Origin of the sequence: Amycolatopsis sp. A133, assembly GCF_031082405.1 — a bacterium.
In the GTDB taxonomy this organism is placed as follows: Bacteria; Actinomycetota; Actinomycetes; order Mycobacteriales; family Pseudonocardiaceae; genus Amycolatopsis.
This window is the reverse complement of sequence record NZ_JAVHJU010000004.1, coordinates 665,966-691,393: the sequence shown is the minus strand read 5'-3', so window position 1 is coordinate 691,393 and position 25,428 is coordinate 665,966. Positions and strand designations below refer to the sequence as shown.

At 71.2% G+C, this 25,428-nt stretch carries 24 protein-coding genes; 15 read left to right on the top strand and 9 right to left on the bottom strand.

The genetic code is table 11. The annotated features are described in order from the left end of the window. Positions 1 to 68: 68 nt before the first annotated feature. On the top strand, positions 69 to 2,396 hold the full coding sequence (locus Q5425_RS07405) for a glycosyl hydrolase family 95 catalytic domain-containing protein (RefSeq protein ID WP_308671340.1): 2,328 nt from the start codon (positions 69 to 71) through the stop codon (positions 2,394 to 2,396). A gap of 15 nt (positions 2,397 to 2,411) precedes the next feature. Then, a complete protein-coding gene (locus Q5425_RS07400; RefSeq protein ID WP_308671339.1) occupies positions 2,412 to 3,113 on the top strand; it encodes an HAD family hydrolase in 702 nt (233 codons plus the stop codon). 6 nt (positions 3,114 to 3,119) lie between these two features. On the opposite strand, the gene Q5425_RS07395 is transcribed toward Q5425_RS07400, so the two are convergent. The 3 genes from Q5425_RS07395 to Q5425_RS07385 all read right to left on the bottom strand — a co-directional run bounded on the left by Q5425_RS07395 (position 3,120) and on the right by Q5425_RS07385 (position 4,058). Further along, entirely contained in the window at positions 3,120 to 3,281 is a 162-nt protein-coding gene (locus Q5425_RS07395) for a hypothetical protein (RefSeq protein WP_308671338.1), read from the bottom strand. Positions 3,282 to 3,393: 112 nt separating this feature from the next. Continuing rightward, a complete protein-coding gene (locus Q5425_RS07390; RefSeq protein ID WP_308671337.1) occupies positions 3,394 to 3,822 on the bottom strand; it encodes a hypothetical protein in 429 nt (142 codons plus the stop codon). After that, complete coding sequence (locus tag Q5425_RS07385; RefSeq protein ID WP_308671336.1) at positions 3,819 to 4,058, bottom strand: hypothetical protein; 240 nt, start codon at positions 4,056 to 4,058, stop codon at positions 3,819 to 3,821. Before Q5425_RS07385 ends, Q5425_RS07390 begins: the two co-directional genes overlap by 4 nt. Positions 4,059 to 4,251: 193 nt before the next feature. Between Q5425_RS07385 and Q5425_RS07380 the strand changes: the two genes are divergently transcribed. Beyond that, entirely contained in the window at positions 4,252 to 5,223 is a 972-nt protein-coding gene (locus Q5425_RS07380; RefSeq protein ID WP_308671335.1) for a LacI family DNA-binding transcriptional regulator, read from the top strand. On the opposite strand, the gene Q5425_RS07375 is transcribed toward Q5425_RS07380, so the two are convergent. The 3 genes from Q5425_RS07375 to Q5425_RS07365 form a co-directional block, all read right to left on the bottom strand. Continuing rightward, complete coding sequence (locus Q5425_RS07375; RefSeq protein ID WP_308671334.1) at positions 5,202 to 5,822, bottom strand: HAD family acid phosphatase; 621 nt, start codon at positions 5,820 to 5,822, stop codon at positions 5,202 to 5,204. The two genes, Q5425_RS07380 and Q5425_RS07375, sit on opposite strands and share 22 nt — an antisense overlap. A gap of 127 nt (positions 5,823 to 5,949) precedes the next feature. Further along, the gene (locus Q5425_RS07370) at positions 5,950 to 6,705 is read right to left on the bottom strand and encodes an MBL fold metallo-hydrolase (RefSeq protein ID WP_308671333.1); all 756 of its coding nucleotides are present in this window, start codon (positions 6,703 to 6,705) and stop codon (positions 5,950 to 5,952) included. A 20-nt stretch (positions 6,706 to 6,725) separates the two neighbouring features. Next, a complete protein-coding gene (locus tag Q5425_RS07365) occupies positions 6,726 to 7,514 on the bottom strand; it encodes an alpha/beta hydrolase (protein ID WP_308671332.1) in 789 nt (262 codons plus the stop codon). Positions 7,515 to 7,597: 83 nt separating this feature from the next. Between Q5425_RS07365 and Q5425_RS07360 the strand changes: the two genes are divergently transcribed. From Q5425_RS07360 to Q5425_RS07345, 4 genes are all read left to right on the top strand, one after another. Then, on the top strand, positions 7,598 to 8,032 hold the full coding sequence (locus Q5425_RS07360) for a MarR family winged helix-turn-helix transcriptional regulator (RefSeq protein ID WP_308671331.1): 435 nt from the start codon (positions 7,598 to 7,600) through the stop codon (positions 8,030 to 8,032). Between the two features lie 154 nt (positions 8,033 to 8,186). Then, the gene (locus Q5425_RS07355) at positions 8,187 to 10,451 is read left to right on the top strand and encodes a glycoside hydrolase family 3 N-terminal domain-containing protein (protein ID WP_308671330.1); all 2,265 of its coding nucleotides are present in this window, start codon (positions 8,187 to 8,189) and stop codon (positions 10,449 to 10,451) included. 52 nt (positions 10,452 to 10,503) lie between these two features. Continuing rightward, on the top strand, positions 10,504 to 11,193 hold the full coding sequence (locus Q5425_RS07350; protein WP_396135134.1) for a HEAT repeat domain-containing protein: 690 nt from the start codon (positions 10,504 to 10,506) through the stop codon (positions 11,191 to 11,193). Further along, on the top strand, positions 11,187 to 12,200 hold the full coding sequence (locus Q5425_RS07345; protein ID WP_308671328.1) for a MerR family transcriptional regulator: 1,014 nt from the start codon (positions 11,187 to 11,189) through the stop codon (positions 12,198 to 12,200). Before Q5425_RS07350 ends, Q5425_RS07345 begins: the two co-directional genes overlap by 7 nt. Positions 12,201 to 12,213: 13 nt before the next feature. Here the strand turns inward: Q5425_RS07345 and Q5425_RS07340 are convergent, their stop codons facing one another. Then, positions 12,214 to 12,948 (bottom strand): hypothetical protein, encoded by a 735-nt coding sequence (locus Q5425_RS07340; RefSeq protein WP_308671327.1) that lies wholly within the window; start codon positions 12,946 to 12,948, stop codon positions 12,214 to 12,216. Further along, complete coding sequence (locus Q5425_RS07335; RefSeq protein ID WP_308671326.1) at positions 12,941 to 13,474, bottom strand: sigma-70 family RNA polymerase sigma factor; 534 nt, start codon at positions 13,472 to 13,474, stop codon at positions 12,941 to 12,943. Before Q5425_RS07335 ends, Q5425_RS07340 begins: the two co-directional genes overlap by 8 nt. 116 nt (positions 13,475 to 13,590) lie before the next feature. Here Q5425_RS07335 and Q5425_RS07330 point away from each other — a divergent pair, with 116 nt between their 5' ends. The 7 genes from Q5425_RS07330 (at position 13,591) to Q5425_RS07290 (ending at position 23,660) form a co-directional block, all read left to right on the top strand. Further along, positions 13,591 to 14,226 carry a hypothetical protein gene (locus Q5425_RS07330; protein ID WP_308671325.1) on the top strand — a complete coding sequence of 212 codons (636 nt, stop codon included), beginning with the start codon at positions 13,591 to 13,593 and terminating at the stop codon, positions 14,224 to 14,226. Positions 14,227 to 14,359: 133 nt separating this feature from the next. Continuing rightward, positions 14,360 to 14,581 carry a hypothetical protein gene (locus tag Q5425_RS07325; RefSeq protein WP_308671324.1) on the top strand — a complete coding sequence of 74 codons (222 nt, stop codon included), beginning with the start codon at positions 14,360 to 14,362 and terminating at the stop codon, positions 14,579 to 14,581. Positions 14,582 to 14,836: 255 nt separating this feature from the next. Continuing rightward, positions 14,837 to 16,009 (top strand): ThuA domain-containing protein, encoded by a 1,173-nt coding sequence (locus Q5425_RS07320; RefSeq protein ID WP_396135131.1) that lies wholly within the window; start codon positions 14,837 to 14,839, stop codon positions 16,007 to 16,009. 35 nt (positions 16,010 to 16,044) lie between these two features. Beyond that, on the top strand, positions 16,045 to 18,912 hold the full coding sequence (locus Q5425_RS07315) for a PQQ-dependent sugar dehydrogenase (protein ID WP_308671323.1): 2,868 nt from the start codon (positions 16,045 to 16,047) through the stop codon (positions 18,910 to 18,912). A 141-nt stretch (positions 18,913 to 19,053) separates the two neighbouring features. Next, the gene (locus Q5425_RS45715; RefSeq protein WP_396135130.1) at positions 19,054 to 21,543 is read left to right on the top strand and encodes an ABC transporter permease subunit; all 2,490 of its coding nucleotides are present in this window, start codon (positions 19,054 to 19,056) and stop codon (positions 21,541 to 21,543) included. Positions 21,544 to 21,574: 31 nt separating this feature from the next. Then, entirely contained in the window at positions 21,575 to 22,549 is a 975-nt protein-coding gene (locus tag Q5425_RS07295) for a glycine betaine ABC transporter substrate-binding protein (RefSeq protein ID WP_308671322.1), read from the top strand. Positions 22,550 to 23,327: 778 nt separating this feature from the next. After that, positions 23,328 to 23,660: a helix-turn-helix domain-containing protein gene (locus Q5425_RS07290; protein WP_308671321.1), complete on the top strand. Its 333-nt coding sequence runs from the start codon at positions 23,328 to 23,330 to the stop codon at positions 23,658 to 23,660. Positions 23,661 to 23,709: 49 nt separating this feature from the next. On the opposite strand, the gene Q5425_RS07285 is transcribed toward Q5425_RS07290, so the two are convergent. Then, a complete protein-coding gene (locus tag Q5425_RS07285; protein WP_308671320.1) occupies positions 23,710 to 24,807 on the bottom strand; it encodes an AI-2E family transporter in 1,098 nt (365 codons plus the stop codon). Between the two features lie 201 nt (positions 24,808 to 25,008). Here Q5425_RS07285 and Q5425_RS07280 point away from each other — a divergent pair, with 201 nt between their 5' ends. After that, positions 25,009 to 25,200 (top strand): hypothetical protein, encoded by a 192-nt coding sequence (locus Q5425_RS07280; RefSeq protein ID WP_308671319.1) that lies wholly within the window; start codon positions 25,009 to 25,011, stop codon positions 25,198 to 25,200. The last annotated feature ends 228 nt before the right edge of the window (positions 25,201 to 25,428 follow it).

Here is a 25,428-nt window from a genome sequence, read left to right as displayed (position 1 = left end):
GAACGGCATAGGTCATATGTTTGGCGGGCTCCTCGACCGGTATCCGCCCCACGCCGAACGGACCCGTCATGCCGGACCAGACCCTCCCGCCGTCGCGGCGGACCTTCCTCAAGCTTGGTGGCGCAGTAGGTGCCGGAGTCGCCTTCGGCGGCTTGCGTCCCTTTGCTGCCAGCGCGGATGTCGTCCGCCCGGTGAGCGAAGACCTCGTGCCGCCGTCCCGGGCGACCACGCTGTGGTACCCGGCGCCCGCACGCGAGGACAAGATCATCGAGCAGGGCCTGCCGATCGGCAATGGTCGGATCGGTGCGCTCGTCGGCGGTGACCCGGCCGCAGACTTCCTCTACCTCGCCGACGCGTCGCTGTGGACCGGCGGCGCCAACGACGTCCTCGAAGACGACGGCCAGTTCCCCTACGAGCGCGAGAAGTTCGGCACCCTCGGCCTGCTCGCGAAGCTGCGCATCGCGGTGCCGGCGCACACCGGCGTGTCGGACTACCGGCGCACGCTCGACCTGAGCAACGGCCTGGTCGTGCTCACCTACCGGCACCAGGGGGTGTCCTACCGCCGCGAGTACTTCGCGAGCCATCCCGACGACGTCGTGGTGGTCCGGCTCAGCGGGGGGCCCGTCACCGGGTCGGTGTCGCTGGAGCCCACCCGCGGCGAGCAGGCGGCCGGTGCCGGGGCGTTCACCGGCACCTTCGCCAACGGCCTGGCGTACGCGTGCTCGGTGACCACCTCCGGCGGCCTCGCCTTCAGCGGCAGCGAGGTCGTCATCGTGCTCAGCGGCGGCACGAACTACGTGCCCGACGCGGCGCGGGGGTTCCTCGACGCGTCGCTCGACCCCCTGGCCCTGGCGAAGCGGAAGGCGGCTGCGGCGTTGGCCACCGGCGGCGGTGCGCTGCGGGCCACCCACGTCGCCGACTACCGGCGGCTCTACGACCGGATGACCGTCGACCTGGGCCGGTCGCCGTCGGCGAAGCGGGCCCTCGACACGTGGTCGCGGCTGGTCGCCCGCCACGCCGACCCGGGCGTGCCCGACCCGGAGCTGGAGGCGAGCTACCTGCAGTTCGGCCGCTACCTGACCATCACCGGGTCGCGCGACGGCCTGCCGATGGGCTTGCAGGGCCTGTGGCAGAACAACAACACGCCGGACTGGATGAGCGACTACCACACCGACATCAACGTCCAGATGAACTACTGGCTGGCCGACCGCGCGGGGCTGCCCGAGAGCTTCACTGCACTGGCCGATTACTGCCTCGCGCAGCTTCCCGTGTGGACGGACAGCACGGAACGCCTGTTCAACGACCCGAGGAACCGCTTCCGCAACACGAGCGGGAAGATCGCCGGCTGGGCGGTCGCGTTCTCCACCAACATCTACGGCGGCTCCGGCTGGTGGTGGCACCCCGGCGGCAACGCGTGGCTGTGCAACTCGCTGTGGGACCACTACGCCTTCACCCAGGACCGGGCGTACCTCGCGCGGATCTACCCGCTGCTCAAGGGAGCGTGCGAGTTCTGGGAGTCCCGGCTGCTGCCGATGACGGTCGACGGCGTCGAGGTGCTCGTCGACGACCACGACTGGTCACCCGAGCACGGCCCGCAGGACGCCCGCGGGATCACCTACGCCCAGGAGATCGTCTGGGACCTGTTCGAGCACTACCGCGACGCCGCCGCCGTGCTGGGCCGGGACCGCGCCTACGGCGATCGGATCGGCGGGCTGCAGCAGAAGCTCTACCTGCCGAAGGTGAGCCCCACGACCGGCTGGCTGGAGGAATGGATGTCGCCGGACAACCTCGGCGAGACCACCCACCGGCACCTGTCCCCGCTGATCGGCTTCTTCCCGGGCGACCGGATCGCGGCCGGCACGGCGCCGCCCGAGCTGCTCGACGGCGTGCGGGCGCTGCTGATCGCGCGCGGGACGGACAGCTTCGGCTGGGCGTGCGCGTGGCGGTCGGCGTGCTGGGCGCGGCTCAAGGACGCCGACCGCGCGTACCAGCTCCTGCTCACGGTGCTGCGGCCGTCGGTGGACAACGGCAACGGGACCGCGCCGAACTTCTTCGACATGTACAGCCAGGGCAGCTACACGATCTTCCAGATCGACGCGAACCTCGGCGCGCCCACGGCGATGGTGGAGATGCTGGTCCAGTCGCGGCCGGGGGTGCTGGAACTGCTGCCGGCGCTGCCGGCGGCGTGGGCCGCGTCGGGCCGGGTGACCGGGATCGGCGCCCGCGGCGGCTTCGAGGTCGACCTCGCCTGGCACGATGGGAAGGTCACGCGGGCGGTGCTCCGCAGCGTCGGCGGGACCCGGACCGAGGTGCGGGCCGGGACCTGGCGGCGCACGATCACCCTGCGGCCTGGCGCGTCGGTCACGGTCCGGCCGGGAGATCGGCTGCCTCATTAGTCTGGAGTCCGATGGATGTCGATCTGCGCAAGCCGGCGAGAGGACACGATGATCCGCTGGGTGACGTTCGACTGCTTCGGCACGCTGGTGGACTGGCGCCACGGCATCACCACCGGGCTCGAGCTGCTCTTCCCCGGGCGTGGCGCGGAGCTGCTGGAGGTCTACAACCGGTTCGAGCCGCAGGTGCAGGCCGAGGTGCCGGTCCGGCGGTACCGCGAAGTGCTCGCCGAGTCCCTGCGCCGGACCGCGGCCGAAGCCGGGCTGGAGCTGGTCGCGGACGACGCGTCCGTGCTCGGGACCGGGCTGCCGTACTGGCCGGTCTTCCCGGACACCCGGGCGGCGCTGGCCGAACTGCGGGAAGCGGGCTGGCGGCTCGCCCTGCTGACCAACTGCGACCGCGACCTCATCGGCGAGACCCAGCGACGGCTCGCGGTGCCGATCGACGCCGTCGTGACCGCGGAGGACGTCGGCGAGTACAAGCCCGGGCACGGCCACTTCCGGCGGTTCGCGGCCTCCTTCGACGCCACGGCCGCGAACTGGGTGCACGTGGCCCAGAGCCACTTCCACGACATGGTTCCCGCGCGGGCGCTGGACATTCCGCGAGTGTGGATCAACCGGCACGCCGACCCGCACGACCCGGCGGTGGCGGACGCGGTCCTGCCCGGCCTCGACGGTCTGGCCGGGACGGTCGAGCGGGTCCACACCGGAGCCCGCTGACCGCCGTCACGGGTGCGACAGCCCGGCCGGGAACACCGCCGTCCACAGTGCCTTCCACGGCTTCGACGGCGGCCGATCTTCCCGCGGCCGCAACGCCGGCGCCGGGCGGGGCCCGGCCCGGTACGCCATCTCCACCAGCACCCAGTCGTGGATCCAATCGCCTCGCATGGCTTGTTCCTCTCGTCGTCTCCGGAAACCGACGATCGTCCTGAGGGGTCCGCGGCCGCATCGGGCGAACACGCACTCCCGGACCGGCGGAGCCCTTACCCGCGGTGGCCGGTCAGCGTGGCGGAGTGGCTGCGACGACGTTCCTGTTCGCACGACACGACGAGGACGCCGTCGAGGGGCCGGGAGGGCAAGGCCGAAAGTCACCCCGGCTCAGACGGCCCGGGCGATGGCGATGTTCCCGGCGACGCCGGGCGCCGGCTTTATACTCGCGGCCCTGGTAGGTGCCGAAGCTCGGCGCGGCGCACCGCCCGTTGTCCGGCGCGCCGGACAGGGGAGCGTGGTCGGTGTGCCGCACCAGCGGCGCCGGTGAGAACGTCCAGGTGCGCGCATCGGGTGACCAGCCCCAGCCGATGTCGCGGTGGTTGGTCGTGTTGTTGAGCATGAACACCATGACGTAGCGGGCGTTCTTCGACGGCAGGTCGTGGCGGAAGACCCGGGCGTAGGACGTCTCGGTGGTGCCCGCGGGCTGCAGCCGCGTCAAGAGGACTTCCTTCTCGTAGGCGAAGTGGATGCCGTCCGCGGAACTGGCCAGCCGGGTGACGGTGTTTTCGCCGAGTTGCCGATGACGGGGTTGCCGGGGTAATCGGTGAACTCCTCGTCGAGGGAGTTCGCGTACGCCAGGCAGATCCCGCCCGGGGCCGCGGTGGCGGCGGGCAGGAGCGCGGCCGCGGCGAGTGCGGCGGCGCCGGTCAGCAGACCGCGGCGGGTGCAGGTCATGGCCGCTCCTTCGTCGTCGTGGCATCGGGGCGAAGGTGACAAGGCGCGAAGGGCACGGTCAAGGGAGTAATACGTATTAGTACGGTCGGGACAGGTTTGCTGCAGTTTCGGGCAAAACCGTTGACGGCCTTCGGGCGGCCCCGCACTCTGAATCGGATCAGCTGACCCCGGCGACCGGCGAGCGAGGTACCCGATGGGCAGGGTGCGGCAGGCCGACATCGCGCGCGTGGCCGGGGTTTCGCAGGCGACGGTGTCGGTCGTGCTGGGCGGCAACCGCACCGGGGTCCGGCTCGCGGAGTCGACGCGGCTGCGGGTGCTGGAGGCCGCGGAACGCCTCGGATACGCCGATCCGCTGGTGAAGCGCACCACTGCGGCACACAACCTCTTCGGGATCTGCGCCGCCACTCCGGCGTTCGACGCGTACCAGCCGGTCCTGGCCGGCGTCGAGGCGGAGGCGGCCGCGCTCGGCAAGGACCTGATCATGTTCACCGCACCCGGCCCCGCCGCGGTCCGCCGCACCCGGCTCGCCGACGGCTGCCTGTTCCTCGGCGGTCCCGTTCCCGTGGAACTGCTCGCCACCGGGTTCCCCATCGTCCACATCGGACGCCGTCCGGACCTGGGCAGCCGGCTGCCCTGCGTCGACGCGGACCACGCGCCGGCGTCGGCCGAGGTGCTCATCCGGCTGACGCGGGCGGGGCACCGGCGGATCCGCTACCTGCGCACGCCGGACGACACCCCGGCGGCCCGCGAGCGCGAACGCGGGGTCCGCACCGTGGCCACCGGGCCCGGCCTGGTCGTCCGCACCGACGGCACCGGCCTCGACGCGGCCGTCCGGGGCTGGCTCGACGAGGGCGTGACGGCGCTGGTGGTCGACGAAGCCGTGTACCCGGCAACCCGGCGGGCCTTGCTCGCGGCGCGGGTGGAGGCACCCGGCGACGTCTCGCTGGCGGTACTGGGCCGGCCGCCGTCGGGGACGGCGGGCCCGGAGATCAGCGGTTTCGAGGTGCCGCACCGCGCACTCGGCCGCGAGGCGGTGCGGCTGCTGGCGTCCGTCGTGGCCACCGGGGCGGGCGAGCAGCGGCTGCTGACCTGCCCGCCGGTGGCGGGGGAGACGATCGCCCCGCCACCTGAACCGGCGGACGGTCAGGACAGGGTGCCGTTGTAGTCGGGGAGCTTGAAGGTCCGCTCGGCGTGGCCGCCGTCGAGGTCGGTCGGGTTGTTGCCGATGTTCGCGACGATCGTGTAGCCGGCCTGTTCGATGGCGGCCCGGGCCTTGGTCTTGTTGGTCTGGACCGGGTCGAAGTTGAACAGGGGACGCAGGTAGAGCCGGTCGAGCGGGTACCCGACCGTCTTCAGGTTGCCTTCGGTGGGCCACCGGAGCACTTCGGTGCGGTCGCTGACGAAGAAGACGGCGGCCCCCTTGGCTTTGGCGAGGGTGGCCAGCGCCAGGACCGGCTTGACCGCCGGAGTGGTGATCCCGCCGGAGTAGTAGGTCTCCAGGCTGGTGTTGTCGATGTCGAGCACGATCGCGGTCCGCCCGCCCGGCACGGACAGCCGCCGGCCGAGGTACTCGGCGGCCGGCGTGGTGACGGCGGTGACGTCCGCGATCCAGGTGGCGTAGGACGGTGCGGCGGCCACGGCGGCGGGTCGCCGGTCCGGCGCGGCGACGGGACGGGCATCGGCGGTGCCGGTGCCGGCGAGCAGCAGCAGGGCGGCGGACGCGGCGCCGGCCACGGCGAGACGTGCTTTGGATGTCGACGACATGGCTGACAGTCCACCAGCCGGTCGAAGCCGAACGTACCGGCAAGTAGCCGAATCTGATTCATGTTCTGCGCGCGGTTCCACGGCTCGCCGAACCGGGGCGCGGCGGCCGTCGTCGCGCCCCGGTTGCTCACGGGACGGGGACCGTCGTGCCGGGCAGGGCCAGCCGGACGGCGATCTCCGGGGCGATCCGCGCGACGGCGTCGGCGTAGTGGCGGGGATCCCGGTCCCCTTTGGTGATCATCCGGTCGCCCAGCCGTCCGCTGTGGAAGGCGTAGTGGTGCGGCACGGCCAGCGCCGGCCTCAACGCGGCGGTCAGCCCGGCCGCGTCCTCGGCGTCCATGACGACCTGCTCGAGGTGCATCGGCCGGATGCAGAGGCCGTTCGTCGGCAGGATGGCCAGGTCGACGGGCCCGAACCGGTCGGGAATGGTGTCCAGTTCCGGAACCCGCAGCGAGTCGCCGCCGAAGAAGACCGTGCGGCCGCCGGCCTGGATGACGAAGGTGACCTCGTGGACGCCGTGCTTGCCCGGCGTCGCCGTCACGGTGAGGTCGCCGACCGTTGCGGTTTCCCACGCCTCGACGACGCGGACGTCGCGGAAACCCTTGTCCCGCGCGAGGGCCGCGACCGTGCCGGGGCCGATCAGCGGGGTGCCGAGGTCGAAGCCGCCGGTGACGAGGGCGTCGAGGTCGCAGTGGTCGTAGTGCTCGTGGCTGACCACGAGCGCGTCGACCCGGCCGAGGTCACCCACGGCCGAGGCGACCGGTTCGCCCGGGTAGTAGGTGGGGGCCTGGGTGAACCACGGGTCGGTCAGGACGCGGAGCCCGCCGATCTCGATCAGCTGGCAGGCGTGCCCGATCCGGGTCACGCTCAGTGTGGTGCGCATGCCGGTTCTCCTTCTCAGAGTCAGCGGCCGAGGTCCAGCAAGGCGCCCAGCAGTTCCTCGGGCGTCTCGACCTGCGGCAGGTGACCGGTGCGGGGAAGCAGGGTGAACGTCGAAAGCGGGATGGCGGCGGCGTAGGCCTTCCCGTACCCCGGGTCGACGATGCCGTCGCTTTCGCCCCACACCACGTGCACGGGGAGATCGAGCTCGCCGAGCCGCCCGGCGAGCGACGGGTCGGCCATCGTGGGGCCGGTGTAGCCGATCAGGGCGCGCACATCCGGGGTCGGTCCGGTGCCGCCGCCGCCCGGCGGCACGGGTGCCTTGCCCGGGTCGTGGAAGGAGAGCGCCCGGATCTCGGTGGGGGACATGCCGCTGATGTCGGTGAGGGGGTGCCCGTCGACCTCGATGCCGATCCCGTCGATGATCACCGCGCCGCTGACCCGCGGGCTCTTCCGCAGGGCGATCTCGGCGGCCAGCCAGCCGCCGAAGGAGTTGCCGATCACCGTGACGTCGGTCAGATCGAGGTCATCCAGCAGGGCCACGTAGAGCTCGGCCAGTTCGGTCACGCCGGTGAGGCTCGCGGCCTTCGGGGTGCCGCCGAAGCCGGGGTGGGTGGGCAGCAACACCCGGGAGTGGGTGCGTTCGGCGAGCAGGTCGGCGAGCCCGGTCATCGTCGCGACGCCGCCACCTCCGTGCAGGAGCAGAAAGGGGCGGGTGCGGTCGCGGTCCTGCAGGGTCACCTCGGCCGGGCCGAGGGTGCGGGTTTCGGTGCGGGTGGGCCGGAGCGAGCCGGCGGTGGGGAGCGTCGTCATGGTTCCTTCTCGGTCGCGGAGCGCGTACCTAAGGAACCTTATATAAGCTTCTTTAGATAAGCAACCTGGGTTAAGGTGATCGCATGAAGTACCGCCCCGGCGACGTCGCCCTGGCCGTCAAGCGCCTGCAGCACCGCCACCACCGCGCCTTGAGCCGCGCGCTGGCACCACTGGGTCTCTCGCTCGTGCAGTGGGACACCCTCCGCCACCTGCACCGCCACCCGGACGCATCACTGCACGAGCTGGCGGTGCTGACCTTCCAGACCGACCAGTCCTTCGGCTCGCTCGCCACCCGGATGGCCGAGCGCGGCCTGATCGAACGCGTCCCCGGCCCGGGCCGGGCGGTACGGCACCGGCTGACGGGGGAGGGGGCCCGGCTGCGCGCCGAGGGCCAGGACCTCGTGGACGCCGTGGTCGAGTCCTCGTTCCATGATCTTTCGGCGGTGCAGCTCGATCAGCTGGGGGAACTGCTGGACCGGGCCCTGGGTCCCGATCCGGCCAGTCTGACGTCAAACTAAGATGTATAACGCCCTATACCCTATGGCTAGTTTCCGAAAAAATCTGCCATAAAACGAAAACAGAAGCCAAAGACGCCGCGATCCGAACCGCCCAGGAAACCGGCCTGCTGTGCTTATCCTGTTGGGTCTCTTTCTCTCGCGAAAGGTCCCCGCCATGGAACAGCCCGAGAGTCACGAAGCCACGGAAACCGCCGACGGGGTGAACCGGCGGAGCCTGCTCGCCGGTGTCGGTGGCCTCCTCACCGCCGGGGGAGCGGCGGTGCTGCTCGCCCCGCCCGCCGGGGCCGATCCCGCCGCCCGGCCGGAGCGTGATGGGCGGGTCGAGGCGCTGCTCAGGAAGATGACCCTCGACGAGAAGCTCGGCCAGCTCCAGCTCGTCGGCACCGAAACCGCCGCGCGGGCCGCGCTGGCGACCGGCCGCCTCGGTGGGGTGTTTTCGGTTGTGGGTGCGACGAAGCTCAACGCGTTGCAGCGCATCGCTGTGGAGCAGACCCGGTTGCGCATCCCGCTGATCTTCGGCTTGGACGTCATCCACGGTTACACCACGAACTTCCCCATTCCGCTGGCTCAGGGCGCGAGCTTCGATCCGGGTGTGCCGGGCGCCGATGCGACGGTGTCGGCTCGGGAGGCGCGGCGCAGCGGGATCCACTGGACCTACGCCCCGATGATGGACGTGACCCACGAGCCGCGGTGGGGGCGTATCGCCGAAGGCTTCGGTGAGGACCCGTACCTGGCCGCGCGGCTGGCCGTGGCGAAGGTCCGCGGTTACCAGGGTGACGATCTCGCGTCGCCGGACCGGCTGGCCGCGTGTGCCAAGCACTTCGTCGCCTACGGCGGTGCGGAAGGCGGCCGGGACTACAACACCGTCGATGTCTCGGTGCAGCGGCTGCACAACTTCTACCTGCCGCCGTTCAAGGCGAGTGTCGAGGCGGGTGTGGCGACCGTGATGGCGAGCTTCAACACCATCAGCGGGGTGCCCGCGCACGGCAACGGTTATGTCCTGCACGACGTGCTGAAGGGTGCTTACGGCTTCCGGGGGTTCGTGGTCAGCGACTACACCGGCGTCGAGGAGCTGATCCTGCACGGGCTGGCCGGGGACGGTGCGGATGCCGCGGCCGCGGCGCTGCCCGCGGGGGTCGACATGGAAATGGTCAGCACGAATTACGGGCGGTTCGGGGCGCGGTTGCTGGCCGAGCGCCGGATCACCCGGGAGCAGGTCGACGACGCCGTCCGCCGGATTCTGCTGGTCAAGTTCCGGCTGGGGCTGTTCGAGCGGCCGTACGTCGAGGAAGCCGGCGAGGTGAAAGTGCCTTCTCCGGCCGCGCTGGCCGCGTCTCGGCAGGCGGCCGGGCGGTGCATGGTGCTGCTGAAGAACGACGGGCCGGTGCTGCCGCTGGCGAAGTCGGTCGGTTCGGTGGCCGTTGTCGGGCCGCTCGGTGCGGCGACCTACGACTTGAACGGCACCTGGGCGGGGCTGGGTACCGGTGCTGGGACGACTCCGCCGGTGACCGTGGTCGACGGGATCAAGGCCGCGGCGCCGGGTGCGGCGGTGACGTTCACGGCCGGCTGCGCGGTCGAGGGCACGGACACGAGCGGGTTCGCCGCCGCGCAGCAGGCGGCCCGGGCGGCCGACGTGACCGTTGTGGTGGTCGGCGAAACCGCCGCGATGAGCGGAGAGGCGGCCGCGCGCAGCAGCATCGACCTGCCGGGGGTGCAGCAGCAGCTGGTGGCCGCGATCGGGGAGACGGGGAAGCCGTTCGTGGTCGTGCTGGTCAACGGCCGCCCGTTGACGATCCCGTACCTGCACGACCACGCGCCGGCGATCCTCGAGGCGTGGGCGCCGGGTGTGCAGGGCGGGTACGCGGTCGCCGACGTCCTGTTCGGCACGGTGAACCCGGGGGGCAAGCTGCCGGTGAGTTTCCCGCGCGCGGTCGGTCAGATCCCGATCTACTACAACCACGAGAACACCGGACGTCCGGCCGATCCGGCCAGCAAGTACACGTCGAAGTACCTCGACCTGGAGTCCGGTCCGCTCTACGAGTTCGGCCACGGGCTGTCGTACACGACGTTCCGCATCGACGGCCTGCGCCTGTCGGCCACCCGGATGCCGGCGCGCGGTGGCCGGCTCGAGGTGAGCGCCCAGGTGACCAACACCGGGGGCCGCGACGGCGACGAGGTGGTCCAGCTGTACCTGCGGGATCCGGTCGCGAGCATCGTCCAGCCCGTCCGGCGGCTGCGTGGCTTCCAGCGGGTGTCCTTGGCCGCGGGTGCGTCGAGGACGGTGCGGTTCACCTTGACCCCCGAGGACGTCGGGTTCTACGACAACGCGGCGAGGTTCCGGGTGGAGCCGGGTGAGATCGAGGTGTACGTCGGTGCCAGCTCGGCGGCGACGCTGACGGCGAGCTTCACCGTGACCTGATGCCGCGCGCTTGACCTTGACACTGTGGCAAGGTCTTGACTGGGTGCAGGAGGTGATCCCCATCAACCCGACACACACCGACGCCCAGCACCACGAGCGCCTGCTCGCCGCGTTGGGCGCCGGGAATTCGTCCACGCGCCTGCAGGCGGCGCTGGTGGCGGGCACGCGCGCCGACCCGGCTCTTCTGGACGTGCTCGTTGCCCGGTGCGCGATCGAGCCGGACTTCTTCGTGCGGGACATGCTGACCTGGGCGTTGACCCGGCTCCCGGCGGAGGACACGGTGCCGCGGTTGCTCGCCGAGCTCCGTTCCGGGCGGGCTCAGGCGCGCAGCCAGGCGCTGCACACCCTGTCGAAGATCGGGGACCGGTCGACGTGGCCCGCGATCACCAGGTCGTTGCTGCACGACGCCGACGACGAGGTCGCGCGGAGCGCGTGGCGTGCCGCTGTCGTGCTGGTGCCCGCCGGGGAGCGGCCGGCGCTGGCCGCCGATCTGGGCGGGCAGCTCGGTCGTGGTGACCGGGCCGTGCAGCTGAGCCTCAGCCGGGCGCTCGTCGCGCTCGGGGAGGCGATCGAACCGGCTTTGCGGGCGGGACTGGCGAGTGCCGACCCGGTGGTGCGGGCGCACGCCCGGGCCACCGAGCGGCTCTTGCTCGACCCCGACGCCGGGTTCGACCTGGCCGTCGACGAGGCGGACCGGATCGTGGCGCTCGGTCCGGAGCGGGCCGGGGGAGCCGGGTGCTGATCGGCGAGGTGGCTCGCCGTTGCGGGGTGAGCACGCGGATGCTCCGGCACTACGAGTCCCTGGGGCTGGTGCGGCCGACGGGCCGGACCGTGGGTGGCTACCGCGAGTATTCCGCGGCGGACATCCGGCGGATCTTCCACGTGGAAGGCCTGCGGTCGCTCGGCATGTCGCTGCGGCAGATCGGGCGTGCGCTGGAGGATCCGGCCTTCACGCCGTCGGCGCTGGTCGGTGACCTCGTCCGGCGGACCGAAGACCGGTTGCACCGGGAGCGGGAACTGCTCGAGCGCCTGCGGGCGATCGATGCTTCGGCGCCGTCGGGCTGGCAGGACGTCCTGCGTGTGGTCGAGCTCCTGCGGGGTCTCGGCTCGCCCAGTGCCGCCCGCCGGCAGCAGGCCGTCCTGGCGCGGACCGAGGACGTGCCCGTTCCCGTCGATCCGCTGGCCAGGGCGATCCTCGCCGAAGCCGACCCGAACGTCGCCGGCGCTCTGCGGTGGGCCCTGGCCCGGGCGGGCGGTGACGGGGTCGGGAGCGTGGCGTCCGGGCTGCGTTCCGGCGACGCCGAGGTCCGGCGGCGTGCGGTGCGGGCGATCGCCGAGCTGCCCGGTGCCGAGGCGGGCGCGGTGCTGGAGGAGGCGCTCGGTGATCCGGATCCGGCCGTGCGCCGGCTCGCCGCGCTGGCTTCGGGCCGGCGCGGCGCGATCGCCGCCGTGCCGGTGCTGGCCGCCATGGTGGTCGAAGGCACGAACGACGTCGAGGCGGCCGAGGTGCTGGGCACGTTGTCGCTGGACGACGGGCACGCGGACCGGATCATGGGCCTGCTGGCCGCCGAGCTCGCCGCCCACCCCGCGGACCCGGCGGTGCGGATCCGCTTGGCCCAGGCGTTGGCCGAGCTGCCGGGAGCTGCCGCCCGAGATGCTCTGCGGCAGCTGGGACGCGACGGGGACGGGTCCGTTGCCCTCGTCGCGTCGGCCCTCGCGGACGCGCTGGAAGCGCGGCCTGACAGCTGAGTGCGCCTGATGTTCAGGAGACCGTCGCCGCGATCCGCACGGCGGCTTCGGGGGTGAACGCGCCTTCGAGCCGGTAGGTGACGGTGCCGCGTTGCCAGACGAGCGACTGCGCGGCGAGGCGGGTCGTTTCGGTGCGCCACTCCCCGGCCCGGTCGACGTACATCAGCGGGTGGGGCCGGTCGATCCAGATGGCCGGTGCTCCGGCGACGTTCACCCGGCGGCCGCCGGACATGCCGAGGAACTTTTCGAAGACCGGTCCGAGCTGCCCGTCGAACTCGTCGAGCCGGACGGCGGCCGGTCGTCCCGGTCCGTCTTGGTAGAGCACCGAAACGACGCGTGTCGGGTCGCCGGTGATCCGGACGTCGTCCGGTTCGCCGAGTGCGGCCGGGAGCCCGATCGGGAAGGCGGTGAGGCGGCGCGCGTCGGCGAGGTCCACCGATCGCTCGCCGGGGAGCAGGCCTTGGCCGCGGACGGTGGGGCCGGGTTCGCTGCGCAGCTCGATGCCGGCGAACCGCAGCAGGTCGGTCACGGTCGCGCGCACCGCGGGCGACAGTGTGACCGCCGTGGCGAACGCCAGCACGAGCGCCGCGGCGACGGTGGCCCAGCGCGGCACCGCCGGACGCCGTCGCGGCGGGGCGGGCAGCCGCGCCAGGACGGCCGCGCGCACGTCGGGGGGTGTCGGCACGTCGAGGCGGTCGCCGAGCGCACGCAGTGCGGCGGCCAGCCGCGCGTCCTGGGGATCAGTCACCGACCGCCTCCAGGTCCGGCTCGGCCAGCTGCGCCCGCAGCCGGGCGAACGCGCGATGCACCCGTGACTTCACCGAACCCCGCGGGCAGCCGAGCACCTCCGCCGTTTCCGCTTCGGTGAGGTCGAGGAAGTACCGGCAGACCACGACGGCCCGGTTCTTCTCGGGCAGGGCCCGCACCGCGTCCAGCAGCGCCGAGCCGGCGGCGTCCGCCATCGCCTGTGCGGCCGGATCGTCGGCACGGACCGGTTCCAGGCTGGCGGCGCGCAGTTCGGTCGCGGCGCGCCGCCGCCGGGAGCGGACGAGGTTGTGCGTCTCGTTCGCGACGATGCGCAGCAGCCAGGCGCGGAACGAGGCGCCACGGCGAAACGACGGCAGTGCCCGAAAGGCCTTCACGAACGCCTCCTGGACGACGTCTTCGGCCTCGTGCCCGGCGCCGAGCAGGTAGGCCGTCCGGTGGGCGAGCGAGGTGTACCGGTCGACCAGGGTCCCGTAGGACGCCGGGTCGCCGTCGCGAATCCGGGCCACCACTTCGTCGTCGTCCGTCGTCCGCCCCTTCCGGCTGGTGTTCCACCCTCCTCTACACCGGCCGCGGCCGGGAGGTTCCACCGGAACCGGTCCGGGCTCCGCGGTGTAGTGCGGGCATGAAGCCACGAATCGTTTCCCTGTTCGCTGCCGTCTTGGTGGCCATGCTGGTGTCGGCGCCCGGTGCCGTGGCGGGCAACTGGGCGACGACCTACCTGGACCCGCTACCGGACCCGGTCCAGGCCGGACAGCCCTACACCGTCGGGTATTGGGTGCTGCAGCACGGTTCCCACCCCAGTTACGGAGAACTGGGGCCGACCGCGCTCGTTTTCACGCCCGCGGAGGGCGATCCTGTCGTGTTCCCGGGTGTCGCGTTGCGCGAGCCCGCGCACTACGCGACGGCGATTGCCGTGCCGCACGACGGGAGTTGGCGGGTGTCGGCGCGCCAGGGCGGTTTTGCCGACTACGAGATCGGCACGCTCACGTTGCCGGGACGGCTGGTGGTCAGCCCGCCACCGGCCCCGATGGCGGCGGGCGAGAACCAGCCGTGGGGCGCGATCCGGCCCCCGGCGATCGCCCTGAACGGCGGAGGGGCGGTGCAGGCCCAGCCGGTGGTTCCGAGCGGGGCGGCGGCCGCAGCGGAGTCGCCGGCGTCGTTGGGGACGGTGCTGGCGGTGGCGGGCCTGGTGGTCGTGGCGGGGGTTGCGCTCCTGGTGGGCGGGCGCCGGTGGCGGAGAGGTGCTCGAGAGCGGTGACGCGGGCGCGCCCGGATACTACTGACCGGCGGCGGTCCGGTGTGGACGGTGATCCGCTGACCGGCCGCCGACGTTTACCGCGTGGCCCCGGCGGGCAATCCCACGTCACACGATCGAGCACTGGGGAGCGAATATGTACCGTATCCGCCCGTCCAAACCCGCGGCGATCTTCGCCGCGCTCGTCGGCGTCGCGATGATCGTCTTCGCCGTCGTGCAGTTCGATTTGAGCAAGCCGTTCATGTGGCTGTGGCTCGCGGTCTGCGCGGGCATCGTGGGGTTCAACCTGTGGGCGGCGTTCGGCAAGCGTGGCGCCGGCCAGGTCGTCGAGCGGGACGACAGCCGCACGACCACCTGAGCCGGCTCTCACTGGCGTGAAGAGGGCCCGGACGCGTCCGGGCCCTCTTCGGCTTGTCCGGCCGAGACAGCCGTGATCATTCCTTTGTGGACTGTCGGCGTTCTCGCCGTGCACGCATTCGTTGCGGGCGAGTAAGTTTCATCGTGCATTGACGTCGTCGCCGGGCAATCTTATGTTGGCCTTGCCCGTTCGGTGATCGGGCGACTTCACAGCGCGCACCCCGCGCGCTCCTTGCGCTCCTGAACAGGAGTACCCGTGACGACGCTGTCTCGTGCCCTGCGCGCGGCCACCCTGCTCGCCGTGTTGCTGCTGGCGGCCGCGACGCCCGTGTCCGCCGCACCCGCGGCGGCTTTCAAGGTCCTGGTGTTCTCCAAGACCACCGGCTTCCGGCACGACTCCATCCCGGCCGGGATCGCCGCGATCCGGCAACTGGGCCAGCAGAACGACTTCGCGGTCGACGCCACGGAAAACGACTCGGTGTTCACCGATGCCGGCCTGGCCCCGTACGCCGCCGTGGTCTTCCTGTCCACGACCGGCGACCCGGTCGGCACGCAGGCCGGCAAGGACGCCTTCCGGCGGTACATCGAGCGCGGCGGCGGGTTCGCCGGTGTGCACGCGGCTTCCGACAGCGGGTACGACTGGGCCTGGTACGGCCAGCTGGTCGGTGCCTACTTCAAGCAGCACCCCGCGCAGCAGAACGCACTCGTGAAGGTGGCGGACCCGGATCACCCGTCCACGCAGGGGCTGCCCGCGCAGTACACCCACTACGACGAGTGGTACGACTTCCGGGCGAACCCGCGTCCGGCCGTCCACGTCCTGACGACGGTGGACGAGTCCAGCTACTCGGGGGCCACGATGGGTGCCGACCACCCCACCACGTGGTGCCACGACTTCGACGGCGGCCGTGCCTGGTACACCGGCATGGGGCACACCGCCGAGAGCTTCGGCGAACCGAACTTCCTGCACCTGCTGCTGGGCGGGATCCGGACCGCGGCCGGGGCGGTTCCCGCGGACTGCTCGGTCACCACCACGCCCCCGCCGTCGGGCAAGCAGGTCGTGGGCGCGCAGTCGGGCCGGTGCGTGGAGGTGCCGAACGCCTCGACGGCGAACGGCACCCAGGTGCAGCTGCGGGACTGCGTCGCCGGGCAGGCGAACCAGACCTGGACCTACACCGCGGGCAAGCAGCTGACGGTGTACGGGAACAAGTGCCTGGACGCCTCCGGTCGCGGTACGGCCAACGGCACGCCGGTGATCATCTGGGACTGCACCGGGCAACCCAATCAGCAGTGGAATGTTAACGCGAACACGATCACCGGTGCCCAGTCGAACCTGTGCCTGGACGCTTCCGGCCGCGGCACGGCCAACGGCACGAAGATCATCTTGTGGTCCTGCGGCGGGCAGGCCAACCAGCAGTGGTCCCTGCGCTGAACCGTTCTCGCCACCCCTTCGCCCCGAGGAGAGCCATGTCCGGATCTTCCGCGCTGCGCCGCGGCGCACTGGCGGTGGCCGCGGTGCTGACCGCCGCCCTGGTGCCGGTGTTCACGACCCCCGTGGGTACGACGGCCGCCGCGGCGGCGCTGCCGCCGGACTCGAAGTTCCAGAAGGTCACCTTGCACACCGAAACGTCCAACCCGATGGCGCTGGACGTGGCCCCGGACGGGCGGGTGTTCTACATCGACCGGCTCGGTGACGTGAAGGTCGTCAAGCCCAACGGCACCGCGGTCCTCGCGACGCACCTGAACGTCTTCACGGCCAACGAGTCCGGCGGCCTCAACATCGCGCTCGACCCGGGGTTCGCCACCAACCAATGGGTGTACGTCTACTATTCGCCGAACAACGCCGGCAACGTCGACCGGCTGAGCCGGTTCACCGTCAGCGGCGACACCATCAACCAGTCGACCGAGAAGGTCGTGCTGGACGTGCCCGTGCAGCGCGCCGAATGCTGCCACCACGGCGCGGGTCTGGTCATCGACAAGAAGAACGGCAACCTGTGGCTGGCGCTGGGGGACAACACCAACCCGTTCGCCTCGGACGGCTACAGCCCGCTCGACCAGCGCTCCGGGCGCGCGAACTGGGACTCCCAGCGCACCGCGGGCAACACCAACAGCCTGTCCGGCAAGCTCCTGCGGATCCACCCGGAAGCCGGCGGCACCTACACGATCCCCTCGGGCAACCTGTTCGCCCCCGGCACGGCCGGCACGCGCCCGGAGATCTACATGATGGGTGAGCGCAACCCGTTCCGGATGGGCCTCGACCCGAAGACCGGCTACCCCCTGGTCGCCAACTACGGCCCGGACGCCGGATCGGCCAACCCGAACCGCGGGCCCCAGAACACCGTGGAATGGGACGTCGTCAGCAAGCCGGGCAACGCCGGGTGGCCGTACTGCATCGGCCCGAACCTGCCCTACAACCAGTACAACTTCGCCACCGGCGCGTCCGGCGCGAAGTTCGACTGCGCCGGCGGCCCGACCAACAGCTCACCCAACAACACCGGGCTGACGAAGCTGCCGCCGGCCATCCCGGCCCAGGTGTACTACCACTACCAGGCCGACCCGGCGCACTTCCCGCAGCTGTCGGGCGGGGCGCCGATGGCCGGGCCGGTCTACCGGTTCGACCCCGGCCTCGCGTCGGCGCGCAAGTGGCCGGTGGACTTCGACGGCCGCGCGGTCTTCGCCGAGTGGAACACCAGCTCGATGTTCACCTTCCAGCTCGACAGCGGCGGCACGAACGTGACCTCGATCGACCCGCTGCTGCCGTCGGTGAAGTTCAACCGGCCGATGGACTTCGAGTTCGGCCCGGACGGCGCGCTCTACGTCATCGAGTGGGGCACCGGGTACGGCGGCGGCAACAGCGACGCGGCCATCGTCCGGGTCGACTACCTCGGCGGCGGCTCGGCCGCGCCGGTCGCGAAGGCCACCGCGGACCGCACCAGCGGGCCCGACCCGCTCACCGTGAACTTCTCCAGCGCCGGCTCGGCCGACCCGGGTGGATCCACGTTGCGGTACAGCTGGAACTTCGGCGACGGCACCACCTCCACCGAGGCGAACCCCAGCCACACCTACGCGGCCGGCAACTACACCGCGGTGCTGACCGTGACCAACTCGGCCGGCGCCACCGGGACGGCGAGCGTCGCGGTCACCTCGGGCAACACCGCACCGACGCTCACCATCACGGCTCCGCCGACCGGCGGGCTGTTCGAGTGGGGCGACGCGGTGAACTTCGCCGTCACGGTCTCCGACCCGGAGGACGGGACGATCGACTGCTCGCAGGTGACCGTCCAGGCCTACCTCGGCCACGACGAGCACGGGCACCCGCTCGACCAGTACCAGGGGTGCACCGCCCAGGTGCAGACCACCCTTTCGTCGGGACACAACGAGAACGACAACCTCTTCTACGTCGTCGAAGCGTCCTACACCGACAAGGGCGGAGCCGGGGGAGCCGGCCCGGTCACCGGGCGCGCCCAGGTGATCCTGCAGCCCAAGATGAAGCAGGCCGAGTTCTTCGGCGCCACCGGCCGCACCGCGGACGGGAAGGGCACCGACACCGCGGGCGTCACGGTGGAAGCCACGACGGATCCGACCGGCGGCGGCAGCAGCGCGGCGTTCGTCCAGGACGGCGACTGGTGGTCCTTCGACCCGCTGGCTCTCGACAACATCACCGGTCTGCACGTCCGGGCGTCATCGGGCGGCGCCGGCGGCACGCTGGAGGTGCGCCGCAACGCGCCGGACGGCGCCTTGGTCACGTCGGTGCCGATCACCGGCACCGGCGGCTGGCAGAACTGGCAGGAGTTCACGGTCAGCCTGTCGAACCCGCCTGCCGGCACCGGGAAGCTCTACTTCGTCGCCCGCAACCCCGCCGGCCAGAGCGGTGCCGCCTACCTGTTCAACGTCAACTGGGTCCACTTCACCGGATCCGGTGTGGGCCAGCCCGGCACCCCGTCGTCGGGCAAGCAGATCGTGGGGAAGCCGTCCGGCCGGTGCGTGGAGGTGCCGAACTCGTCGACGGCCAACGGGACCCAGGTGCAGCTGCGGGACTGCACCGGCCAGGCCACGAACCAGCAGTGGACCTACACCGCGGGCAAGCAGCTGATGGTCTACGGGAACAAGTGCCTGGACGGGTCCGGGCAAGGCACGGCCAACGGCACGCAGGTGATCATCTGGGACTGCCACAACCAGGTGAACCAGCAGTGGAACGTCAACACGAACGGCACGATCACCGGCGTCCAGTCGGGGTTGTGCGTCGACGCGAACGCGCAGGGCACGGCCAACGGTACGAAGATCATCCTCTGGTCCTGCGGTGGCCAGGCCAACCAGCAATGGAGCCTGCGGTGACATAGAGGCCGCGGGTCCGCTGCGCGACGGCACCACCGCCGCGCAGCGGACCCGGATTTCGCGGTGAACCGGCGGCAGCCGGCCGGGCGGTGGACAGGAACCCGCGGACGTGCTGGGCTTGAGGCCCAGCCGGACCCGGGGGTGGTCGGTCGATTTCCGCCTCCCGCGACGTCGAGGAGTGCGCCACTGAGCCTGTCGGAGTACCTCCGCGAAAACTGGATCGACGTCGTCAACGACGCGATCCTCCACGTGGACCTCACCCTCGCCGCGGTGGTGCTGGCGGTGCTGACCGGGATGACGATCGGCGTGCTCACCTACCGGCGGCGGTGGCTCGGGTCGGTGGCGACCACGACGACCGCGGCGTTCCTGACCGTCCCGTCGATCGCGCTGCTGGGCATCCTGATCGGCCCGTTCGGGCTGGGGCTGACGAACGTCCTGTTCGCGCTGGTGCTCTACGCACTCCTGCCGATCACGCGCAACACGATCGTCGGGTTGCGCGGCGTCGACCCGGCCGTGGTGGACGCCGCGCGCGGCATGGGTCACGGCCGCGTGCGGCTGCTGTGGCGCGTGCGGATGCCGCTGGCCTGGCCGGTGATCCTCTCCGGCATCCGGGTCTCGACGCAGCTTACGATCGGCATCGCGGCCATCGGCGCGTACGTCAAGGGCCCCGGGCTGGGCAACGAGATCTTCGACGGGCTCGGCCGGTTCGGCTCGGTCAACTCGCTCAACCAGGTGCTGACCGGAACCCTGGGGATCGTGGTGCTGGCGCTGCTGTTCGACCTGGCCTTCGTGGTGGTCGGCAAGCTGACCACCCGGCGACGTCCGCGCGCCCGCCGATGGGCGGCTCCGGAGACGTCCGGGGAAGCGGCCGGAGCCGGCGGCGAGACGATCGAGCTGCGGGACCTCGGCAAGCACTATCCCGGACAGGCGCGGCCCGCGGTCGAACACCTGACGATGCGGATCCCCGCGGGGGAGATCGTCGTGCTGACCGGCCCGTCGGGGTGCGGCAAGACGACGACCATGCGGATGATCAACCGGCTCGTCGAGCCCACCTCGGGCGTCGTCACGATCGGCGGGACCGACGTGTCCGCACTGGACCTCGACGAACACCGGCGGCACACCGGGTACGTCATCCAGCAGGTCGGGCTCTTCCCGCACCTGCGGGTGGACGCCAACATCGGGGTGGTGCCGCGGCTGCTCGGCTGGAGCCGCCGCCGCATCGCCGGCCGCGTGCGCGAGCTGCTCGACGTCGTCGGCCTGACCCGCGAGCACGGCAGCCGGTACCCGCGGGAGCTTTCCGGCGGCCAGCAGCAGCGCGTCGGCGTGGCGCGGGCGATGGCCGCGGACCCGCCGGTCATGCTGATGGACGAGCCGTTCGGTTCCACCGACCCGATCACGCGTGCCCGGCTGCAGGACGAGTTCCTGCGCCTGCAGCGGCAGGTGCGCAAGACGATCGTGTTCGTCACGCACGACTTCGACGAAGCGCTCAAGGTCGGCGACCGGATCGCCGTGCTGCGGCCACGCTCGGAGATCGCGCAGTACGACACACCCGAGGCGATCCTCGCCGCGCCGGCCGACGACTACGTCGCCGCCTTCGCCGGTTCGAAGAGGAACCTGAAGCGGCTCGGGCTGATCCGGGTGGCCGACCTGGAGCTTCGGCCGCCGGCCGCGGCCGGCGGACTGCCACCGGTCTCGCGCGAAGCCACCCTGCGGGACGTGCTGGACACGATGGTGCGCACCGGCAGCACCGCGGTCGTGGTGACCGAGGACGGCACCGGACGTGCGCTGGGGGTGTGCGACGTGCCCGGCCTCGTCGCGGCGCTGCGGCCCGCGGCCGAGGTACCGCCGCCCGCGGTCCCGGACGCCCAGGCGTCACCCGGCCGGGACAGCGGGCCGCCCCCGCGGCACCGCCGGCGCCGGCTCGGGCTGCTGGTGCGCCCGGTGCTGCTCACCCTCGCCCTGCTGGCGCTCTTCCTGCTCGTGCGCGCGCACCCGCTCGACTCGATCGAGCAGCGCTATCTCAACGCCGAGGAGATCTTCGCCGAGCTGGGCGCGCACGTGCGGCTCACGCTCATCTCCACGGTGTGCACCATCGCCCTCGCCCTCCCGCTGGGCGTCCTGCTCACCCGCCCCGGCGCCCGGTGGGTCCGGCCGATCGGCCTGGGTCTGGGCAACCTCGGCCAGGCGATCCCGTCGATCGGGCTGGTCGTGCTGCTCGCGCTCTGGATCGGCACGGGAACCGCGACGGCGGTGACGGCGCTGGTCGTCTACGCGACCTTGCCGGTGCTGCGCAACACGATCGTCGGCCTCGACGGGGTCGACCCGACCCTCGTCGACGCCGCGCGGGGCATGGGCATGACGAAGACGGCGATCCTGTGGCGGATCGAGCTGCCGCTGGCCGTCCCGGTGATCCTCGCCGGCGTCCGGACGGCGCTCGTGCTCACCGTCGCGAGCGCGACGCTGGCGACCTTCATCGACGGCGGCGGCCTCGGCGGCGGGCTCGTCGCCGGAATCGGCCTGTACCGCCCGATCCTCAGCCTGACCTTCGGCATCGTCGTCGCCGCTTTGGCGCTCTTCGCCGACTGGCTGGGCCTGGTCGCCGAGGAGGTCCTGCACCCGCGCGGTCTGTAGCTCTTCCCCACGATCCGAGGAGGACCGATCCATGAGGATGTCCCAGCGCGCGACGGCCGCGGTCGTCGCGCTCGCCGCGGCCGCGGCGCTCGCGGCCGGTTGCACGATCGGCAAGGAACAGACCGGCGCCCAGGTGGGGGCGGGGTCCATCAAGAAGATCGACGCGCTGGCCGGCGCACAGATCCGCGTCAGCTCCAAGGAGTTCGACGAGCAGCTGCTGCTGGGGCAGATTGCCCTGGTCGCGCTGCAGGCGGCCGGGGCGAGCCCGCAGGACAAGACCAACATCACCGGCTCGAGCAACGTCCGGCAGGCCCTCACCAGCGGCGCGGTCGACCTGTACTGGGAGTACACCGGCACCGCCTGGATCAGCTACCTCAAGCAGACCGAGCCGATCGCCGACGCGCAGGCGCAGTACGACGCCGTCAAGCAGGCCGACGCCGCCAACGGGGTGACCTGGTGGGCCCGCTCGCCGGCCAACGACACCTACGCCCTCGCCGCCAATCCGGCGGCGCTCGCCCGCACCGGGGTGAAGACGATCTCGGACTACGCGGCCTTGGTGAAACGGGACCCGGCCGCGGCCTCGACGTGCATCGGCCCGGAGTTCAAGAGCCGCGACGACGGGTTCCCCGGCCTGGCGAAGACCTACGGGTTCACCTTGCCCGAGCCGCAGGTGCACGTGCTCAACGACGCCGTCGTCTACTCCAGCATCGGCAAGGGGGACACCTGCGGCTTCGGCTCGGTCGCCTCCACCGATGGGCGAGTGGCGGGGCAGCACCTGACGGTGCTGGAGGACGACAAGCACTTCTTCCCGACGTACAACCCCGCCATCGCGATCGCCGCCGGCGTCGCGCAGAAGTACCCGCAGCTGGAGCAGGTCTTCACCCCGATCGCCGCGAAGCTCGACACGGCCACGCTCACCGACCTGAACAAGAAGGTCAGCGTCGACGGCCAGAAGCCCGGCCTGGTGGCCCGCGACTGGCTCAAGGCGGCCGGGTTCATCAGCTGAGCCGTCCGGGAGCACACGTCACTCGTTCGGGTCGCGCAGTAAATCTATGTCGGGTGGGTTAGACATTCGGCGTTGGGTGTGTGTAGAGTCCTTCTCGTACCGAGAGAGACAACGTCAAGCAGGCGCGGGAGAGGACGTAACTACCCGCGAAGTGAGACAAGCGGTCAGGCAGGACGGGGCCAATCAGTGAACAGGTCTCGGCTGGTGACCGAAGCAGTGCCCGGGACCGGGTTGTGAAGATGAAGTCAGAGGTAGCGGTCCCGGTGAAGTGAAGCAGTGCAGGACGTGGGCGGAGTTCGAGTGCCCGCGGAGCAAGGCAGTACCCAGTAGTCAGTTAGTCCGCAGTAGCAGCAGTACCCGTAGTTGGCTAGATCGCAGTAGGCAGTGAAGTAAGCCAGGTGGCCGGGACCGAGCAGGGTAAGGGGTTCCGGGCAGTGGCCGCGGTGTTGCGCGTGCTGGGGCCGATCGGTGAAAGGGTTCCAGCCGGTGACGACCGCGACAGCAGGACACAGCAAGAAGGAAACACAGGAAAGAAGGGACAGGGCCCATCATTGGATCGCCCGCAGCGGCTGGGCAGTAGCGCCGCGCGGGTACCGCAGTCCCATCGGATTGGCAGGTGGTTCTCGGTTACGAATCAGCGATCCCCGCGTCAGCGGCCTCCCGGCCGGACGCGAGTACAGGAAGCCGGCGGTCGCGCCGGCCGACAATGGTGAAACCCAACCCTGGGACCCCGGGTGCCGTGCATGGCACCCGGGGTCCCTTGTCATGCGGAGGCCGAATGATCCCTGACCAATACCACCCGGCCACGCCCGCGGCCGACAAATTCGACGACGAACACTACCCCGGCTACACGATGGGCCGGGCCGCCGAAATGCTCGGCACCACCCAGAACTTCCTGCGCAGCCTCGACGAAACCGGGCTGATCAAACCACAACGCTCCACCGGCGGGCACCGCCGCTACTCCCGCCACCAATTGCGCATCGCCGCACGAGTACGGCACCTCGTCGACGAAGGCACCGCCATCGACGCCGCCTGCCGCATCATCACCCTCGAAGACCAGCTCCACGAAGCCCAGCAACGCCACACCCGTCCCCAACCCGCCACCGACTGAGCCGCGAGGTGTACCACCGAAAGCCCCACAGGTGGTACACCTCGAACGCTCACTCCGGATCCGGCCCAGCGGTCAAGCTCCGCACGCCCGAACTGAAGACCGCCACCAGCGGCACAGCCAGCAGAGCGCCGACGACGCCCGCGGCGACGAGCCCGGCCGCAAGAGCGAGGACGACGGCCAGCGGATGCAGCCGGACCGCCCGCCCCAGCAACAGCGGCTGCAGGACATGGCTTTCGATCTGCATCACACCGACCACGACGGCGAGCACGATCACCGCCGACCATGCGCCGTTGGTCACGAGCGCCACGAGGACGGCGACCGCGCCGGCGATCACCGAGCCGATGACCGGGACGAACGCGCCGAGGAAAACCAGCGTGCTCAGCGGAGCCGCCAGCGGGACCCCGATGATGACCAGCCCGAGGCCGATACCGGCGGCGTCGACGAACGCGACGGCCGCCGTGCCGCGGATGTAGTGCGCCAGGGTGGTGAACCCGCTGCGCCCGGCGACGTCGACGCGGTCACGCAGGCGTGCCGGCACGGCTCGCAGGACGAACACCCAGATCGCGCGGCCCTGGGCGAGGAAGAAGATCAGGCAGAACACCACCAGCACGAACTCGGCGAGCAGCTCGCCCACGGTCACCGCCGTGGTGAGCGCCCCCGAGGCGATGACCGACTTGTTCCGGCCGAGCATGGCGGTCAGGTTGCCGAGCATCTCGTCGAGCTGGCCCTGGCTCAGGTGCAGCGGCCCGGTCCGCAGCCAGGTGTGCAGGTCCGTCACGCTCGCGGTGACCTGATCTATCAAGCCGGGCATGCCCACGGTGACGGTGATGACCACGAACGTGACAACGCCACCGGCCACCGCGATGCCCACGACCAGCACGATCGCGGTCGCCAGCCCGCGCGGGACCTTCCTGACCGCCAGCCACGAAACGGCAGGCGCGAACAGGCCGGCCAGCAGCAGGGCGACGGCGACCGGAACCACCACCGAGGCCAGCTTGACGGCCAGGAAGCCCACGACGGTCAGGGCACCCGCGACGACCAGCGCGCGCCAAGAGACGGCAGCCGCGACCCGAAGACCGTAGGGAACCACGGACAAGACCTCCTCGGAGGACTCCTGCTCCCGGCTCACCGGACGATCGGCTGTCATGGGCGTTCACCTTTCCGCGATGTCACCACCCGGTCCGACACGGACTTGGCGAGCTCCAGCGTGCCCGGGATGTCACCACGCCGCTGAGCGGGGACCCCCGGCCCGCGTCCGCCGGCGGCGGTGTCTTCGGTATTCCGTGGGGCCGAGGAGATCACGTAGTGTGCTATCGCCCGTGCACGGCCTCTTCGAACAGGAGACGACATGCAGTTCGCGAACGAAGAACGACAGGGGCCGCGGCAAGTGAAGGTCCTCGACCGCGACGATCTCGGATGGGTCGTCGACGAAGGCAAGAGCTTCGGCTCCGGAAACGCTCATGTCTACTGTGTCGGCATCCATTTCCCGGCCACCGGGGAAGTGAAGTTCTACGACAAGAGCAAGGTCACGACGGTCTGACGCCGCGACATCAAAGCGACGAGCGGCCCCGGACAAGCAGGCTCACCGGATCAACGCTCGGTTGAGTGACCTCACCGGCGCATTCTCGCCGACCGAACCCCGATCCCGTCACACGAGCTCGCGGACGCCGTAGTCCTGGTTCGGGGTCTCCTGCAGGGTGCCCGGCGGGGCAGCGGAAGGCACGGAACTCCGCCGCAAGGACGCGCAGGTCCAGCGGCGTGCAAGGCG

What these genes read in the sequence shown, in the direction of transcription:
- Q5425_RS07405 (WP_308671340.1), top strand. Translation starts at nt 69, where the DNA reads ATGCCGGACCAGACCCTCCCGCCGTCGCGGCGGACCTTCCTCAAGCTT.
- Q5425_RS07400 (WP_308671339.1), top strand. Translation starts at nt 2,412, where the DNA reads ATGTCGATCTGCGCAAGCCGGCGAGAGGACACGATGATCCGCTGGGTG.
- Q5425_RS07395 (WP_308671338.1), bottom strand. Translation starts at nt 3,281, where the DNA reads ATGCGAGGCGATTGGATCCACGACTGGGTGCTGGTGGAGATGGCGTAC.
- Q5425_RS07385 (WP_308671336.1), bottom strand. Translation starts at nt 4,058, where the DNA reads ATGACCTGCACCCGCCGCGGTCTGCTGACCGGCGCCGCCGCACTCGCC.
- Q5425_RS07380 (WP_308671335.1), top strand. Translation starts at nt 4,252, where the DNA reads ATGGGCAGGGTGCGGCAGGCCGACATCGCGCGCGTGGCCGGGGTTTCG.
- Q5425_RS07375 (WP_308671334.1), bottom strand. Translation starts at nt 5,822, where the DNA reads ATGTCGTCGACATCCAAAGCACGTCTCGCCGTGGCCGGCGCCGCGTCC.
- Q5425_RS07370 (WP_308671333.1), bottom strand. Translation starts at nt 6,705, where the DNA reads ATGCGCACCACACTGAGCGTGACCCGGATCGGGCACGCCTGCCAGCTG.
- Q5425_RS07365 (WP_308671332.1), bottom strand. Translation starts at nt 7,514, where the DNA reads ATGACGACGCTCCCCACCGCCGGCTCGCTCCGGCCCACCCGCACCGAA.
- Q5425_RS07360 (WP_308671331.1), top strand. Translation starts at nt 7,598, where the DNA reads ATGAAGTACCGCCCCGGCGACGTCGCCCTGGCCGTCAAGCGCCTGCAG.
- Q5425_RS07355 (WP_308671330.1), top strand. Translation starts at nt 8,187, where the DNA reads ATGGAACAGCCCGAGAGTCACGAAGCCACGGAAACCGCCGACGGGGTG.
- Q5425_RS07330 (WP_308671325.1), top strand. Translation starts at nt 13,591, where the DNA reads ATGAAGCCACGAATCGTTTCCCTGTTCGCTGCCGTCTTGGTGGCCATG.
- Q5425_RS07325 (WP_308671324.1), top strand. Translation starts at nt 14,360, where the DNA reads ATGTACCGTATCCGCCCGTCCAAACCCGCGGCGATCTTCGCCGCGCTC.
- Q5425_RS07315 (WP_308671323.1), top strand. Translation starts at nt 16,045, where the DNA reads ATGTCCGGATCTTCCGCGCTGCGCCGCGGCGCACTGGCGGTGGCCGCG.
- Q5425_RS07295 (WP_308671322.1), top strand. Translation starts at nt 21,575, where the DNA reads ATGAGGATGTCCCAGCGCGCGACGGCCGCGGTCGTCGCGCTCGCCGCG.
- Q5425_RS07290 (WP_308671321.1), top strand. Translation starts at nt 23,328, where the DNA reads ATGATCCCTGACCAATACCACCCGGCCACGCCCGCGGCCGACAAATTC.
- Q5425_RS07285 (WP_308671320.1), bottom strand. Translation starts at nt 24,807, where the DNA reads ATGACAGCCGATCGTCCGGTGAGCCGGGAGCAGGAGTCCTCCGAGGAG.
- Q5425_RS07280 (WP_308671319.1), top strand. Translation starts at nt 25,009, where the DNA reads ATGCAGTTCGCGAACGAAGAACGACAGGGGCCGCGGCAAGTGAAGGTC.